This window comes from Neobacillus mesonae, from assembly GCF_001636315.1.
In the GTDB taxonomy this organism is placed as follows: domain Bacteria; phylum Bacillota; class Bacilli; order Bacillales; family Cytobacillaceae; genus Neobacillus; species Neobacillus mesonae.
In genome coordinates, this window is the sequence record NZ_KV440949.1 from 1,634,134 (window position 1) to 1,650,461 (window position 16,328).

The 16,328-nt window shown below is 43.4% G+C and carries 15 protein-coding genes and 1 pseudogene; 9 read left to right on the forward strand and 7 right to left on the reverse strand.

The annotated features are described in order from the left end of the window. Positions 1-17: 17 nt before the first annotated feature. The 3 genes and pseudogenes from A6749_RS28835 to cudC all read right to left on the reverse strand — a co-directional run. Positions 18-210 (reverse strand): annotated as a pseudogene (locus tag A6749_RS28835) (dicarboxylate/amino acid:cation symporter); the annotation flags it as partial. Between the two features lie 39 nt (positions 211-249). After that, entirely contained in the window at positions 250-1,095 is an 846-nt protein-coding gene (locus tag A6749_RS08010) for a YitT family protein (RefSeq protein ID WP_066387671.1), read from the reverse strand. 142 nt (positions 1,096-1,237) lie between these two features. Next, a complete protein-coding gene (gene cudC / locus A6749_RS08015; protein WP_066387684.1) occupies positions 1,238-1,780 on the reverse strand; it encodes a choline uptake/conversion transcriptional regulator CudC in 543 nt (180 codons plus the stop codon). Positions 1,781-2,234: 454 nt separating this feature from the next. On the opposite strand from cudC, the gene A6749_RS08020 reads away from it, so the two are divergent. From A6749_RS08020 to A6749_RS08030, 3 genes are read left to right on the forward strand one after another with little or no spacing between them, the layout of a single operon-like run. Next, entirely contained in the window at positions 2,235-3,614 is a 1,380-nt protein-coding gene (locus tag A6749_RS08020; protein ID WP_084797704.1) for a quaternary amine ABC transporter ATP-binding protein, read from the forward strand. A 1-nt stretch (position 3,615) separates the two neighbouring features. Beyond that, a complete protein-coding gene (locus A6749_RS08025) occupies positions 3,616-4,467 on the forward strand; it encodes an ABC transporter permease (RefSeq protein ID WP_066387689.1) in 852 nt (283 codons plus the stop codon). Beyond that, a complete protein-coding gene (locus A6749_RS08030; protein WP_066387692.1) occupies positions 4,467-5,381 on the forward strand; it encodes a glycine betaine ABC transporter substrate-binding protein in 915 nt (304 codons plus the stop codon). The genes A6749_RS08025 and A6749_RS08030 overlap by 1 nt, the downstream gene beginning before the upstream one ends. 168 nt (positions 5,382-5,549) lie before the next feature. On the opposite strand, the gene A6749_RS08035 is transcribed toward A6749_RS08030, so the two are convergent. The 3 genes from A6749_RS08035 to A6749_RS08045 all read right to left on the reverse strand — a co-directional run bounded on the left by A6749_RS08035 (position 5,550) and on the right by A6749_RS08045 (position 8,704). Continuing rightward, positions 5,550-7,463, reverse strand: coding sequence for a bifunctional 2',3'-cyclic-nucleotide 2'-phosphodiesterase/3'-nucleotidase (locus A6749_RS08035; RefSeq protein WP_084797706.1), 1,914 nt, complete (start codon positions 7,461-7,463; stop codon positions 5,550-5,552). A gap of 80 nt (positions 7,464-7,543) precedes the next feature. Then, positions 7,544-7,996, reverse strand: a complete 453-nt coding sequence (locus A6749_RS08040; RefSeq protein ID WP_066387723.1) for an NUDIX hydrolase — start codon at positions 7,994-7,996, stop codon at positions 7,544-7,546. Between the two features lie 246 nt (positions 7,997-8,242). Beyond that, positions 8,243-8,704, reverse strand: a complete 462-nt coding sequence (locus A6749_RS08045) for a hypothetical protein (protein WP_066387728.1) — start codon at positions 8,702-8,704, stop codon at positions 8,243-8,245. Positions 8,705-9,075: 371 nt separating this feature from the next. On the opposite strand from A6749_RS08045, the gene A6749_RS08050 reads away from it, so the two are divergent. Then, positions 9,076-9,657, forward strand: a complete 582-nt coding sequence (locus A6749_RS08050) for a 3D domain-containing protein (RefSeq protein WP_066387740.1) — start codon at positions 9,076-9,078, stop codon at positions 9,655-9,657. 116 nt (positions 9,658-9,773) lie between these two features. Here A6749_RS08050 and galE read toward each other — a convergent pair whose 3' ends face one another. Beyond that, positions 9,774-10,745, reverse strand: a complete 972-nt coding sequence (gene galE / locus A6749_RS08055; RefSeq protein WP_066387744.1) for a UDP-glucose 4-epimerase GalE — start codon at positions 10,743-10,745, stop codon at positions 9,774-9,776. 221 nt (positions 10,746-10,966) lie between these two features. On the opposite strand from galE, the gene A6749_RS08060 reads away from it, so the two are divergent. The 5 genes from A6749_RS08060 (at position 10,967) to A6749_RS08075 (ending at position 16,314) form a co-directional block, all read left to right on the forward strand. Next, positions 10,967-11,782 (forward strand): N-acetylmuramoyl-L-alanine amidase, encoded by an 816-nt coding sequence (locus tag A6749_RS08060; RefSeq protein ID WP_066387758.1) that lies wholly within the window; start codon positions 10,967-10,969, stop codon positions 11,780-11,782. Positions 11,783-12,000: 218 nt separating this feature from the next. Continuing rightward, a complete protein-coding gene (locus A6749_RS28335; protein ID WP_066387760.1) occupies positions 12,001-13,884 on the forward strand; it encodes an N-acetylmuramoyl-L-alanine amidase in 1,884 nt (627 codons plus the stop codon). A 213-nt stretch (positions 13,885-14,097) separates the two neighbouring features. Continuing rightward, the gene (locus tag A6749_RS08070; protein ID WP_066387763.1) at positions 14,098-15,396 is read left to right on the forward strand and encodes an NCS2 family permease; all 1,299 of its coding nucleotides are present in this window, start codon (positions 14,098-14,100) and stop codon (positions 15,394-15,396) included. A 222-nt stretch (positions 15,397-15,618) separates the two neighbouring features. After that, entirely contained in the window at positions 15,619-15,777 is a 159-nt protein-coding gene (locus tag A6749_RS28340; RefSeq protein WP_161487122.1) for a hypothetical protein, read from the forward strand. Positions 15,778-15,897: 120 nt separating this feature from the next. Then, a complete protein-coding gene (locus tag A6749_RS08075; protein WP_066387767.1) occupies positions 15,898-16,314 on the forward strand; it encodes a VanZ family protein in 417 nt (138 codons plus the stop codon). Positions 16,315-16,328: the final 14 nt, after the last annotated feature.

The window sequence follows — 16,328 nt, forward strand, 5'->3', positions numbered from 1 at the left end:
GATTACTACATTTCATTTTATCGCAACACGGCTTTGCTGAGCCACTGTTTCCCTTCAACTAAACGGGTGACCAATAGGGCGCAGACGGTGTTGCCGGTGGAGTTTAAGAGTGTGGCTGGTGCGTCAATGATGGTGGGTGCTGATGACAGCGATGATGGGCAGGGTTTCCGGTGGGAAGCCGTAGACACTGATGATCAGCATCTCGCCCATCTGTACATCAAGAAGCTAACAAAAACTTCAGCCGTTTTTTCAAGAAGAGCCCTTTGCCTTGTACCCCTTGCCCATCATCTCATGGACATTATGGACGGTAACATAGGCAAACTCGTCAATTTCTCGAATAATATGTTTCAACTGGACGATTTCCTGCTTGTTAATCACGAGGTACAATACCTGTTTGTCCTGACCAGTGTAACCGCCGTGTCCGTCTAATACAGTAAGGCCGCGTGACATTTTTTTCGTAATCGCGTTCAAGACCCGTTCTGGCTCATTGGAAATGATTAACACCGCAACACGTTCATCCAAGCCCTCAACAATAAAATCAATCGCCTTCGCACCGATATACACCACTAGAAGCGTGTACATAGCTTTTTCCAGCCCGATAATAAAGACTGAAGCGACAACGACGGCAACATCCAGAAGCAGCATAGCTTTAGCAATGCTCCAGCCAAAATATTGATTCGCCAGCTGTGCTAAAATCGTTGTCCCGCCCGATGTTCCGCCTGAGCGAAAAATCAGCCCCAGCCCTACTCCGACTAAAAAGCCGGCAAACACAGAAGCAAGGAGGGTGTCACCGGTTAATTGTTTCCCCACGTCCTCTGTTAAAAACATAAACAATGAGCAGGCCGCAATCGAAATCAGGGTGTACACAAACGCTCTTTTTTCGAAAAATTTATAGCCTACCACAATGAGCACCGCGTTTAAGACAAAGTTTACTACCCCTGGGGACCAGTCAAACAAATAGTGCGCAACGATGGTAATCCCTAAGATGCCGCCCTCTGACAGCATGTTTGGAATGGTAAAATAATTCACACCAAGGGCAAACACGAAAGCCCCCACAAAAATTAATAATAAATCCTTCAATATTCTTTTCATAATAAGCCATCCTGTGTATCATTTATTCTATTTTCATGATACAACAAGGGAACAATTCGGGGAATAACAAAAGTTTCATTATGATCCATCTTCTTGTTTTCGGAAAATTCAAACCCCTATATGTAAAAAAAAACGGCAAATGGTGTCAGGCACCACTGCCGTTTTTCGGAATAAATTTAAAGATTTCCTTTGATTCAAAGCTGTCAACCAGGCGGTTAAGCCAGTCATAGTATTCGAGTGCGGAGGTGAGTTTTTCGATATCTGCCTGGGCTTGGGCCTTTACCTGTTCTTCCACTTGATCATGTTCTATCAGAAATTGGAGTTCGGCAAGCGACTTTTCCATTGCTGAAACATTAATTGTAACGCCGGCACGCCACTTGATGGTGAAGAAATCGATAAAGGTTTGATACCAGTCAGGCTCGGCTTGGTAAAGATCCTTCCGTACGCCTTTGCGCCAGACTTTACCAACCATTTTCAAATCCACCAAATTCCTAACGGATGTGCTCATGCTCGTCTTGCTCATCCCGAGCTCTTCTTTCATTTCATCTAATGTCATTGGCTCCTCTTGGAAATATAAAGCGCCATATAAACGTCCAACGGATTCTGTTACTCCATATAAATGCATGTTTTGCGAAATCGCATCAATCACCCGTTCACGGGCTTGTTCAAGCCTTTTCTCTCCGTCCATTATTGCTTTTCACACCCATTTCCTATACGTGTCCTCTAATAGACTAAACATGTTTCCTCCAAAAGTAAAGGACTCAAATATGGAGGAATTGGGAGCAATTTGGAGCAATTATAAGAATTATTATAATTCATTACGTACAGTTTTTTCTGTACGTACTTTATGAACGAATATAACTGATTACCAACATTGCCAAACACATCCAATCAAACCTACAATAGGAAGGTCACAACTTTTGGTGTAGGCACACGAAAGTAAAAATTTCCATTTTATGTGTCCACGCCAGGCGGAATAGTGTCCACAGATAGTGTCAGGCACCAAAAAGACACCAAACTGGATCTATATAGATCTAAAAAGGATTTAAATAGGTTTAAAAAAAAGATCTAAATGGCACCAATATGGTACCTCGATAATGTACCAATAGAGAATATACCATTTAGTGAAGGAAGGTGAGTTTATGAAGAAAATTGAGGTTCGGAATGTGACGAAGGTGTTTGGGAAGTCGAAAAAGGCGATTCAGCTTTTGCGTGAAGGTGAGTCGAAGCAGAGTATTTTGAAGAAGACCGGGGCTACGGTCGGAGTGAACCAGGCTAATTTCTCGGTTGAGGCTGGTGAGATTTTCGTCATTATGGGCTTATCCGGGAGCGGTAAATCAACCTTGGTCCGAATGCTGAATCGGCTGATTGATCCTACTGCCGGCCAAGTACTCATTGACGGTGAGGATATCGTCAAGATGAATAAGGAACAATTAAGGCAAGTCCGGCGCAAAAAAATCAGTATGGTCTTCCAAAAGTTCGCACTCCTCCCCCATCGAACCGTGCTTGAAAACACCGAATACGGTTTAGAAATCCAAGGTGTAGCAAAGGATACCCGCACCAAGAAAGCAATGGATGCTCTTAAGGTCGTTGGACTCGAAGGCTATGAAAATCAATATCCTGGACAGCTAAGCGGCGGTATGCAGCAAAGGGTTGGTCTTGCCCGTGCGTTAGCCAATGACGCAGATATCCTGCTGATGGACGAAGCCTTCAGCGCTCTCGACCCATTAATTCGTAAGGACATGCAGGACGAACTGCTCGAGCTGCAAGAGAAAATGAAAAAAACAATCGTCTTCATCACTCATGACTTAGATGAAGCGCTGAGAATCGGTGACCGCATCGCTCTTATGAAGGATGGATCTATTGTCCAGATCGGAACAGCGGAAGAAATCCTGATGAACCCTTCGAACGACTATGTTGAGAGATTCGTAGAAGACGTTGACCTTTCCAAAGTATTAACTGCCGGTCATGTCATGAAACGGGCCGAATCCGTTTCAATCGAAAAAGGTCCTAGAGTTGCCTTGAAAAATATGAAAGAACTAGGAATTTCGAGTATTTATGTCGTGGATAAAAAGAAAACCCTGCTTGGAGCGATTACCGCTTCAGACGCCAATGACGCTCTTGAGCGGAAAGACAACCTGACAGGAATTTTACAGGCGGACGTTCCTACGGTTTCGCCGGATACGCTATTAACTGATCTATTTGATAAAGTTTCGACGGCCTCCATTCCAGTTGCTGTTGTTGACGAAAATAGAAGATTACTAGGAATTTTAGTCAGAGGAGCGGTGATTGGTGCGCTTGCCGGAAATAACATCGACTTAAATACGGAGGCGGGGACGAATGCAAAAACAGAAGCCGCCGCGGGAAAGCTTGATAGAATTGAGCGTAATGATGTTCCGAGCAGGTCGGATGAACCAGTGAAAGAGAAAGCACAAGACAATACCATCAAATTAAATTTTTCCGGCCGGACGAATTCAAATGGAAAGAACGACAAACTCAACGCTGACAGGGAGGTGAACTGATATGGAAAATTGGCTTCCAAAACTGCCCGTGGCGGATTGGGTGGACGTGTTTGTCACTTGGCTGACAACAAATCTCGATGTTGCTTTTAGCGGAATTACGAATGTTCTAGAAGCAGTTGTTGATGGAATGGTTGCAGGCTTCGGCTATATACCATCCTATATATTTATGATTCTGCTAACCTTAATTGCGTGGAAAATTGCCAATAAAACGATTGCCTTGTTTACCCTCATCGGTTTATTTCTCATCGCCAACCTTGGCTACTGGGACCCCATGCTTGAGACATTGGCACTTGTGTTAACTGCCGTTATTATTTCCATTTTATTAGGAATTCCTTTAGGTATTTGGGCATCACAAAAGCAATCTGTAAGACAGGTCGTCACCCCTATCCTAGACTTTATGCAAACGATGCCTGCCTTCGTTTACCTAATCCCGGCGATTTTCTTCTTTAATATTGGTGTTGTTCCTGGCGTCGTTGCATCGGTTATTTTTGCCATGCCGCCAACGATTCGGCTGACGATTCTTGGAATCCAACAGGTGCCGGCCGATATTATCGAAGCGACTGAGGCATTCGGCTCGACCACCAGCCAAAAATTATTGAAAGTCCAGCTGCCGCTGGCGATGCCAACAATCATGGCGGGAATTAATCAAAGTATCATGCTGGCTTTATCGATGGTCGTGATCGCCTCAATGGTTGGTGCCCCTGGACTTGGCGCTGATGTTTATCGCGCCGTTACGCAAATTCAAATTGGTAAAGGCTTCGAGGCTGGCCTGGCGATCGTTGTCATTGCTATTATTCTCGATCGTTTAACCCAGAACATCGGAAAAAGTAAAAAACATGGAGGGACTGTATAATGCTTAAGCTGAAGAAAAAATGGATGATGCCGCTGCTAGCTGGCTTTTTAACGATCGGGCTTGCTGCCTGCGGGTCTGATAAGGCCGGAAGTGATAAAAAAGGTTCTGGCTCAGGTGCTTCCACTGTTGGTGAAGCTGTAGACTATAAAATTATCGGGATTGATCCTGGGGCTGGGCTGATGAAGGCTACAGCTAAGGTGCTTGACGAATATAAGCTTGATGATTGGAAGCTTGTGGAAGGCTCCAGCGCTGCGATGACCGCTGCTTTGAAAAAAGCTTATGACAAACAGGAGCCAATTATTGTAACCGGCTGGACTCCGCACTGGATGTTCGCCAAATTTGATTTGAAATATCTGGAGGATCCAAAAGGTGTATACGGACCAGATGAAACGATCAACACGATTGCAAGAAAAGGGCTGAAAGATGAAGCTCCAGAAGCTTATAAAGTATTGGATCAGTTCAATTGGACGCCTGATGATATGGCCGCTGTGATGAGTTCGATTCAGAATGGCGAAAAGCCGGAGGATGCGGCTGCCCAATGGGTAAAGGATAATGGAGATAAAGTAGCGAAATGGACAGATGGCGTGAAAAAGGTTTCCGGAGATAAAATCACGCTTGGATATGTTGCATGGGATAGTGAAATTGCCAGTACGAATGTCGTTGGAAAGGTTCTTGAGGACCTTGGATTCAAGGTCACCCTTCGTCAAGTTGAAGCAGGACCAATGTGGACCGGTGTTGCTGACGGAAGCCTGGATGCAATCGTCGCCGCCTGGCTCCCATCCACGCACGAAGACTACTACAACAGATATAAAGACAAAATCGATGACCTCGGCGAAAACCTAAAAGGCACCAAACTCGGCCTTGTCGTCCCAGCCTACATGGACATCGACTCAATTGAAGATCTTAAGAAATAAAGATGTTTTTTGCTGTGGTGTCAGGCACCACAAAAAGACATTCATGGCAAATTGCCCGCCTCAGGCCGGCAATTTGCCATTTTTTGTGTCCATTCCAGGCGGAATCATGTCCACGGATGGTGTCAGGCACCAATTTAAAAGACCAATTTATTTGCAGTCACACTGCCGTTATTCGGTTAGGTTAATGGAATATTTGGCAAAGCCGCCGCTGGATGGGCCGATGTATCGGATGTCTTTGAAGCGGCTGACGTAGTTTTGTGCTTTTGGTGATGAGTCGAATACAATTGTCTGGCTGCTCGTGCTGCCTTTGAATTTTGCAATCGACCAGTTTTGATCAGCAGACGGATTGATGATTTTCTTCTTTTGAAGGTAGTTCATGAGTATCTGTCGGTTTTCGTCCGGAAATTTCACAATAATCTTGCTTTCCTTGACTCCGGGAAAGGTTGTGCTAGCAGCCCGGTAATTATTCGTTCCAACGATAAACATTTGCTCCAGCAGTACAGGCTTCCCTTGAAAGGTAAGATTTACAATGCGGCTAGTATCTGAATTCAAGACATTTCCGTTCACATCATATTTCGCCGGCTTTGTAACATCGATATAGTATTCAACCCCGTCAATCACATCAAAATTATAGAATCTAAAGTTAGGATTTATTAACTGCTGCTCCCCCGCATCATCCGGAATAATTTGATTAAATTGACCTGCGCTCATCTCGAGCCATTCCTTCAACTGCGCCCCGTTTACTAGCACTGCCTGAAGCGTATTCGGATACACATACAAATCAGCGACATTTTTAATCGCCAGCGTTCCTTTAGGAATATCGGTATAATAGTTTGGACCACCTCGCCCCCCTGCTTTAAACGGCGCCGCTGCTGATAAAATTGGAATTCCGGCATATTTGCTGTAAGCAGGATCCTTCAATACTTCAACTAAGTATTCTGTTTGGGCATTGTTCAATATTTGTACGGAAGGGTCATCCTTTACCAGTGAAAAATAGCTGAAAATTGGTGCTGAAGTTTCACCCACAGGTTTATTTACATACCCAATCGTTGCTTCATGGTCTGGTAAAATCGTCTTCATTAACGCCCTATCTGTTTCCACCAGGGAATTTCCTTTTTCATCGGCAATCGGCCAGAGTGAACTGCGGCTATCGACGACCTGCCATTTTCCTTTCCTCTTTTGCAATTGTAAGTCTATAACCCCAAGATGGCTGGCGAATGACCCTGGCATAACGACGGGCTTCCCATTGATTGTTCCCTTTTTCATGTTGACATTAGGCAAATTCCTATATACTGGTCCTGGAAAAGTATTATGCTGATGTCCTGTTAAAATCGCATCAATACCCTCAATTTCTGTTAAATAATAGGCCGCGTTTTCCATTCCCGGCTGGTATGGAGCAGCAGCGCTGATTCCTGTATGAGCAAGAGCAACAATGACGTCGACACCATTCTTTTTCATGATTGGAACCCATTTATGGGCTGATTCGACAATCGATTGTACGATTACTTTCCCTTCAAGATTGGCCTTGTCCCAGTCTATAATTTGCGGCGGAACGAAACCAATTACGCCCACATTAATCGTAAGCTTTTTCCCCTGCTCATCAACGACCTCCTTTTTAAATATGACATATGGTTGAAAGTAGGGATTATTTTTTCCATCGATGGCTTCTGCCTGATAGATGTTGGCATTGACAACCGGCATTTTCGCACCCTTTAACGCCTTGTTTAAAAAATCAAGACCGTAATTAAACTCGTGGTTGCCAAGAGTAATCGCGTCATATCCAAGTATATTAAACAGTCGGTAAACAGGGTGAACCTCACCTTCCTTCAGCCCTTTTACTTTGGCCAAATAATCGTCCATTGGATTTCCTTGAAGATGGTCTCCATTATCGAACAGCATGGAATTTCTCACTTCATCGCGGGCCTGCTTAATAAGTGTTGCTGTTTTCACCAAACCAACCTTATTATCCTCTTTTGTCTGATAATAATCGTAATTAGCTAAGAATATGTGAATATCCGACGTCTCCAGTAAACGGAGCTGCACCGTGCACTCACCACCTTTACCCAAAAATAGTATGATCATTTTATGGAAGAATATGTATTTCGGTGTCAGGCACCATGTGAAAAATTCACATAGTGCCCGACACAAATCTTTATTTACTGTTATTCCACATATTTCGTATATTTTTGTATCATAGTTCGGACGAGGGCGCTTGTTTCGGCTGGGAGGTTTGTGAGTTCAAAGAATTGGGCATCTAGTGTTTCAACGCCGTCGATGCGAATTTTTTTGTTTTTTATATCCGTTGTCCGATAGGCAATTGTGACCGGGTAGAATTCGTCGCCGTTTTCCAGCTTGACGAAGTACTTTTCTCCTGAAAAAACACCTACTAATTCGAGCGCACCGATTTCGATGCCGGTTTCCTCCCAGACCTCTCTTCTTCCGGCCTCCTCTGCAGACTCTGCTAATTCCAATAAACCGCCTGGAAGTCCCCACACCCCGCTTGGTCTTTTTTGCAGCAATATTCGATCCTGCTCATCCATTACGCCGACAACGGCCCCTACTAAAATGAGCGGCCGAGTTCCGACAATTTTTCGTAAATCTTCAATATATCCCATTGTGTACCTCCAAAATATAGGTTTTAAAGTTTTTATGTAATTCGGAGCCTAATGGAAAATCCTCCTATTAAAATAGCAATTTCGATTAGGTTCCCTTCAAGCTAATACTGAATTTGACCTTCTAAATTTTTGCCGTTATGTAAATAATTCTTTTCGAATAATAAAAACCCTCTTTACATTCTTAGAAAAAAACCAAACCTCTTTTTCCAAAAAAAGAGCCCTCCACAAAATGAGGGCCCAGCTCCTTCAATGTTTATAATCCCAAAGAATTTTCCACTCTCCCTTTTCCTCGACGACAAAAACATCCTGCTGCAAATCAAAGTTCCCATACTTTCCCTTGTAAGTTTGGATAACCGGAACTTTGTAGACATTTTCCAAAGCCTTCCCCGTCTTGGACATTTTCCAGCTGTTCAATTTTTCTGGCTTCCCGAGTGAATATGTAAACGTCTCAACGCCAAAATGGTTCATAAACACATGTGCCCGGTCCTGAATATAATTGCTTTTACTAAACCTTTTTTTCATGAAGGTGTGAAACAATTCCCATGAGTTTGAGAAATCCCCTTCCCGTTCAAAGCGATAAAATTCATCTACTGCCGCCTCAGCATTCCTGTCCGCCGAAAGGAATAACCATTTTCCTAATAAAAAAATTATGCCAATCACTAATACTGCTGCCACGATTAATGGAAGCGGCGTTCTTTTTCTCCTCATGGCGAATGTCCCCTTTTTGGTAAAGGTCTTTTATCAAAGAATATGAGGGATCATGTCCGAATAGAAGAAAAACCTTACTACTGATGGGAGTTATGGAGTTATTACGGGATTCGAACATTTTGTAAATTCCATTTATTTTACAAAAATAGCCCAATTCTTTTATATTTGTCGATTATCAGGGACAATCCTCCTCCATTTTTCAAGAAAAAGCTAGAAAACTAGGAATATTTGAAGGAAGCTTTTTTGAAATATAACAAATTTCAATAGAATATGACGTCTGCGACCGCAATTTGTCATCAAACTAGTAAACTGCTGAAATATTTCTGTAATACTCCTGTGTTATCTTATTATTTATAGAAAGGGGTTTTAACATGAAGAAATTCCTACTAACATTAGGTTTAGCAGGTTTAGTATTATTCGGAAGCCATGCGGCATCAGCATCTGCAGCATCTAATACATACACTGTTAAAAGCGGCGATTCACTTTATAAAATCGCTAAAAAATACAAAACTTCGGTGACCAATCTAAAAAAATGGAATCACCTTAAATCAGATATGATTCATCCAAAGCAGAAATTAGTTGTGTCTAGTTCTGTGAAGGCAGTAACTACAAAGAAAACTCCAGTGAAGAAAACAACTGTCAAATCAAAAGCACCAAAGGTTGTTAAAACACTGACCGTTACAGCTACTGCTTACACAGCCAATTGCAAACGCTGCTCAGGAATAACTGCAACTGGATTAAATCTTAAAAAAAATCCAAAGCTAAAAGTTATATCTGTTGACCCGAAAGTGATTAAATTAGGAACAAAGGTTTATGTTGAAGGCTACGGCTATGCGGTTGCCGGCGATACAGGCGGCGCCATGAGAGGCAACAAAATTGACGTCTTCATCCCATCCAAATCCCAAGCACTCAAATGGGGACGAAAAACGGTTAAAGTAAAAATACTAAAATAACAAATCCTTAACAAAATCCTAGGTAAACATGTTTTACTTGGGATTTTTTCTATTTAAATAAAGGGTGTTGGGTACCATGTGTGAAATCGCATGGTACCCAACACCCTTTTCCTTTTCTAGTATTCTTGCTTTTGATGCCAGTTCCAGGCGTCCGTGATGATTTGTTCTAGATTTCTTTCGGCTTTCCAGCCTAGTTCGTCATAGATTTTTTGGGAGGATGCGACGAGTCTTGCCGGGTCTCCCGGGCGGCGGTCTGCCATTTCCACGTTTGCCTTGATGCCTGTCACGTGCTCACAAGTCTCAATGACCTCTTTCACTGAAAATCCTAAACCATTACCTAAGTTGTAAATCTCCTCAGATTTTTTCCCTTTTAGCAGCGCATTAAGCGCCAAAATATGAGCAGATGCTAAGTCTGTCACATGAATATAGTCACGGATGCATGTACCGTCCTCTGTTTCATAATCCGAGCCATACACGGAAACCTTATCCCTTTGGCCCAAAAGATGCTGCAGAACAATTGGAATCAAATGCGTTTCTGGGTCATGGCTTTCGCCGATAGCCGCCGATTTATGAGCACCCGCCGCATTAAAGTAGCGCAGCACCACATAATTAAGCCCGTAGGACTTTGAAAAATCGGCCAAAATCTGCTCAACCATTAATTTTGACCGGCCGTACGGGTTAATCGGTGAAGTCGGGGTGGTTTCGTCGATGATATCTACATTTGGAATACCGTATGTTGCGGCTGTAGATGAAAAAATAAAGTTTTTCACTTTAAATCTCTGCATGACTTTTAAAAGCATGATCGTAGATGCAACGTTATTATTATAATATTTTAAAGGATCGACAACAGACTCTCCAACGAGGCTGTTTGCCGCAAAATGCATGACAGCTTTTATCGGATAGCTTCGAAACACCATAATTAAGTCGTCCACATTGCCAAGGTCACCTTTTACAAAAATAGCGCGGCTATCGACAGCTTCCCTATGGCCAGTCGATAGATTGTCCAGAACTACTACCTCTTCTGTTTCTACTAATTGTTTTACAAGATGGCTGCCAATGTAGCCTGCTCCGCCGACAACGAGAATCATAGTACATTGCTCCTTAGATAAATTTCTATTTTACCTTTTGTATTATAACATTTTTTGAAAAAATACGCTTGTTATAGGTTAATTCTATGTGAATGTTGACTAGGAAAATACTTCATATAAACACCCAACGAGGCATAAAGTATGACAGGTACCCGAGCGAAATCCGCCATTTCCCCATAAAATATTGGTGTAATGGAATTTACTGAATAGGAGGGGAATCAATGAAGCTATATTTAGATCCCGGTCATGGCGGGCAAGACCCCGGTGCGCAAGGTCATGGACTGAATGAAAAAGATGTTACGTTAGATATCGCCCTCAAACTGCGTACGATTTTACAAAATGACTATGAAAATGTTCAAGTGAAAATGAGCCGGACAAGTGACACCACCAAAAGCTTAAGCCAGCGCACTAGCGAAGCGAATGCTTGGGGGGCTGATTACTACTTGTCTATTCATATTAATTCAGCAACCAGCTCTGCCTCAGGGTATGAGGACTATATCTACATTGGTTTATCCAACTCCTTAACGGCAAAAAATCAAGGGATTATTCATGAAGAGGTCTTAAATGTGAACGAACTAAAAGACCGCGGCAAGAAAAAGGCCAACTTCCATGTCCTCCGTGAATCCTCAATGCCGGCCGTCCTTACGGAAAATGGCTTTATCACAAACGCCCACGATGCCGCCCTTATGAAGCAGGCGTCATGGCGCCAAAAGGTCGCGCAAGGGCATGCAAACGGCCTGGCAAAAATATTTCATCTTAAACGCAAATCACAGCCAGAACCGACGCCGCCAATCCCTTCCCCTGGAACACTCTATAAGGTCATTGCTACCTCCTTCAAATCAAGGGAAAACGCTGATGAATTAGTCACGCTGCTGCATGACAAAGGCTTCGAAGCATTCGTCAATTCAACCACCATCTCTGGAGAAACATGGTACCGCGTACAAGCTGGCGCCTTCTCCGACCGCAGTAACGCGGAAGAACGCCTTACCCAACTCCATAAAGCAAGTTTCAAGGACTCATTTCTGATCGCTGAATAAATAAAAGGGTGTCAGGCACCATGTGAAAAATTCACATGGTGCCTGACAACCTCCCCCTTCCCTATTTTCCAATTTCCCGCTATATAAATAATGAAAAGGTAATGTATTGGTTCTGGTAATGTATTGGTTCCGCGTCCTCTCCAGTTTTGGAACGATTTGTTTTTTTACCCATACGATAAATATGTGAAACCATTTTAGAGGAATGGAGGATACGAATAATGAAGCTTTATTTAGACCCTGGTCATGGCGGGCAGGATCCAGGTGCGCAGGGGAATGGGCTGAATGAAAAAGATATTACATTGGATATTGCGCTTAAATTGCGTAAAATCCTGCTTGATGACTTTGAAAATATTGATGTAAAAATGAGCCGTTCAAGCGATACCACAAAAGGTTTAAGTGAACGGACAACAGAGGCCAATAATTGGGGCGCTGACTTCTTTTTAGCGATTCACATCAATTCCGACAATCATACCGCCCAAGGTTACGAGGATTATATTTATCGCGATTTGTCCAACTCCTCCACCACAGCGAAATATCAAAATATCATCCATGCCGAAGTGTTAAAAATTAATCAGCTAATTGATCGTGGAAAGAAAAAAGCCAATTTCCACGTGCTCCGTGAATCAAAAATGCCGGCAATGTTAACAGAAAACGGTTTTATTGATAATACCCATGATGCTGCATTAATGAAACAATCCTCCTGGCGGCAGGATGTAGCACAAGGACATGCGAACGGACTTGCCAAAGCATTTGGACTTAAATTGAAAGCAAAGGTTCCACCAAAACCAACGCTAAAACCGGCACCGGCACCAGCACCACAGCCAGCAAAGCCGAGTACACCTGCAGCTCCAAGTAAGCCGGCGGATAGTTTGACTGGAACCGTCTATGAAGTAATGGTTGGATCTTTTACTTCTAGGGAAAATGCCGAGGACAGGGTTGCCGCTCTTAAGAAAATTGGCACGACGGGAACAATTGTCACGGCGAATATTTCAGGGAAAACCTGGTACCGCGTCCGTGTTGGTTCTTTTTCAAACCACTCCCAAGCTGAAGCACTTTTAAGCAAAATGGAAAAGGCAGGGTATAACGACTCGTTCATTGTAATTGAAAATCGTAATGTAATGGATAGCCCAAGCAAACCGGCTGAAACCGTATATGAAGTCATGGTTGGGTCGTTTACTTCAATAGAAAATGCCGAGGACAGAGTTGCCGCTCTCAAGAAAATTGGCACGACGGGAACGATTGTCACGGCGAATATTTCAGGAAAAACCTGGTACCGTGTCCGGGTGGGGGCTTTTTCGAGCCGTTCACAGGCCGATGCACTTTTAAGCAAAATGGAAAAAGCCGGTTATGACGACTCATTCATTGTGATTGAAAATACCAGCACCACAGACAATCAAACCAGCCCAAATAAGAGTACTAGCGGAACTCCGGAAAGATCCGGTTCAAGCGGAAATGCTATAGGCACGGGTGGAAACACAGGCGGCGGGACCAGCACCGGCAGTAGCACCGGTGGAAATTCAGGAACCGGCTCGGATCCGGGGAATAGGCCCGATATCGACCCAGTTCACGGCAACTCTGCTGGATTTACCATCTTAGGTCCCACCTTCCTGTCCCCGGAGCATATGAACCGTTTTGTTAAAAATATTAACCCTAAGGCACCGGAGCTCGGAAGTTTTTATCTAACCTTTGGGGAGTATTACGGAATTAGAGGGGATGTGGCTTTCGCACAAGCCATCCTTGAAACAGACTATTTTCGGTTTACTGGTGATGTTAGACCTGAACAAAATAACTTTTCAGGGTTAGGCGCAACAGGATCCAAAGCTCGCGGAGCAAGCTTTGCAACACCGGAAGAAGGAGTCCTTGCCCATCTTCAGCATCTATATGCCTACGCCACTACGATAAAGCTGCCAGGCCAATACCCGCTGGTCGATCCCCGCTTTGATTTAGTTGACAGAGGTTCAGCACCGACATGGATCGCCCTAAACGGAAAATGGGCTGTTCCCGGCAGTGATTACGGGCAAACCATTTTAGATATCTATGAAAGAATGATTCACTTGACCATCCAGCATCTAGAAACCACACGGCAAAATCTCAACCCATAACCTGTTGCGATTCCCTCCCTTCTTCCCAAAAAGGCCTTTCCATAGGTCTTTTTTATTTGGTGTATTTATTTGGTGTCAGGCACCAATTGGTAAAATTTATAAAATGTTTTTCGTATGTATAAGGGAAAAATATTATTTACTATTGAAATTTTAGCAGAAAACGAATATTATATTTATTGCTTTTATTATTGTTCGTGTTTACGGAGGACGATTATGTTTAAATTGAAAGAGAATAATACAAACGCCAAAACAGAGGTACTTGCGGGGTTCACCACTTTTTTTACCATGGTGTACATCATTGTGGTCAACCCGATCATTCTATCCCATGCTGGCGTTCCATTTGATCAAGTTTTTACCGCAACCATCATTGCTTCAGTTGTTGCCACCCTTTGGATGGCACTTTTCGCTAACTATCCAATTGCCATCGCACCTGGCATGGGGCTTAATGCTTATTTTGCCTATTCCGTCGTTGGCGGCTCGCACCAAATTAGCTATCAAACCGCCTTCGCAGCGGTATTTGTTGCCGGAATTATTTTTGTCATTTTATCTTTAACACCGCTAAGGGAAAAATTAATTGAAGCCATTCCGGAAAATCTAAAGTACGGAATTACAGCGGGAATCGGTCTGTTTATCGCGTTTATCAGCTTGCGTTTAACAAAAATCATTACTGCGGACCCTGACAACTTGGTTCGTCTCGGGAATCTCCATACTTATTCAGCTGTTTTGACCTTTATTGGTCTTGCAGTGACCCTTATCTTAATGTTGTTTAGGGTCAATGGTGCATTGTTTATCGGAATGATTATCACTGGATTGGTTGCCTTTTTTACTGGACAGCTTTCCTTTGAAAAGGGATTTGTCGGCCTTCCCTCCCTGCCAGAAGGGTTAATCATCGCCAATCCGATTACAGCCTTCGGTGATGTCATTCAGCATAGCTTGTATGCAGTGGTGTTTTCCTTCATTTTGGTCACAATTTTTGACACAACCGGAACAATGATTGGTGTTGCCAATCAAGCTGGATTAATGAAGGGAGACAAACTGCCGCGTGCCCGCCATGCGCTGTTATCTGATTCTTTAGGGACTGCGATAGGGGCAATGTTTGGGACCAGCCCTACTACAGCCTTTATTGAATCGACATCCGGGGTTGCTGCCGGCGGCCGGACAGGGTTAACCTCGCTGACAGTTGCCTTTTTATTTATCGGAGCAGCCTTCTTCGGCCCGCTTGTGAGCGCCGTATCAGGACTTTCCGCGATCACCGCACCCGCTTTAATTATCGTTGGAAGCCTAATGATGGGCAGCATCGCCAAAATCCGCTGGAACGAGCTTGATGAAGCCTTCCCGGCATTCTTGACCATTTTAAGCATGCCGCTGACATCGAGTATATCAACCGGAATCGCTCTTGGGTTTATCAGCTACCCTATTTTAAAAGTGGCTAAAGGAAAATGGCGGGAGGTCCATCCGCTGCTTTATGTGTTTGCAGTATTGTTTTTTATACAATTAGCTTTCTTACAATAATAGCTTTTTGAAAAACCGGCGGACAAGTTCTGCCGGTTTTTCTTTTTGCTGGCCTTTTTATAAAAATTCTCTACTTGATTGAAAAGATTCACTTCCCATTCGTTCGGGCTGCTAGCCATTGCTGCCTGACCAAAGTCCTTCCTTCCCACTCGTCAAAATTACCGCCCCTCCTGAATGAAATCATACCCAAATAGGCAATGCTAAATATGGGAGGTGAGGGAATTGTTGTCAGACCCAAACTATCGCGGCAATCCTTGGGATGAGGAGTGGAACAGCGCCGAGGTTCAAAACGAAGTACAATCCTCCGGAATTACCCGGGACGAATGGGAACAAATGAGAATTATGGACGATATAGATACAGAATTTGATGATGAATGGTAATTGACTAGGCCTAAAACTAGGCCTTTTTTTGTCGAGAAGCACAGGGACATTCTCTTCTGCCTCATTTCTTGTTTGAAGCAGAAGAACCTTCCCCATGCTCATATGAAGGAGGTTTTGGTAATGCGAGGATTTTTGATTGTAGTATGGGCTGCTGCGATTTTAATTTGTACATGTACTGCGAGCTTTAACGGTTTAATGGCAAATGGGGAGGTTAGCTTCCATTTGAATCCGGCTCCCAATTTTTCAGAGTTTATGGCGCGGCCTCCCGTGGAGATTGCAATCGGGTTTCTGGTACAAAAATTCGGCCATTTATTTGCATTTTTCATTTTTACTGTTTTACTCCAAATAAAATTTCAATCAAAGCGTGCGGTCTTTTTTTTATCGGCTTTTTATGCAGTTTTCACCGAGTTTCTTCAACTATATTTTACCCGGGACGGAAGGCTTTTTGATGTGGGAATTGATGCAGCAGGAATTCTTTTGGCAATAGGAATGGGAAGGATTTTCATGACGCACCATTTACGAGATACCAATCTCTGAAATGATGCGTCGTT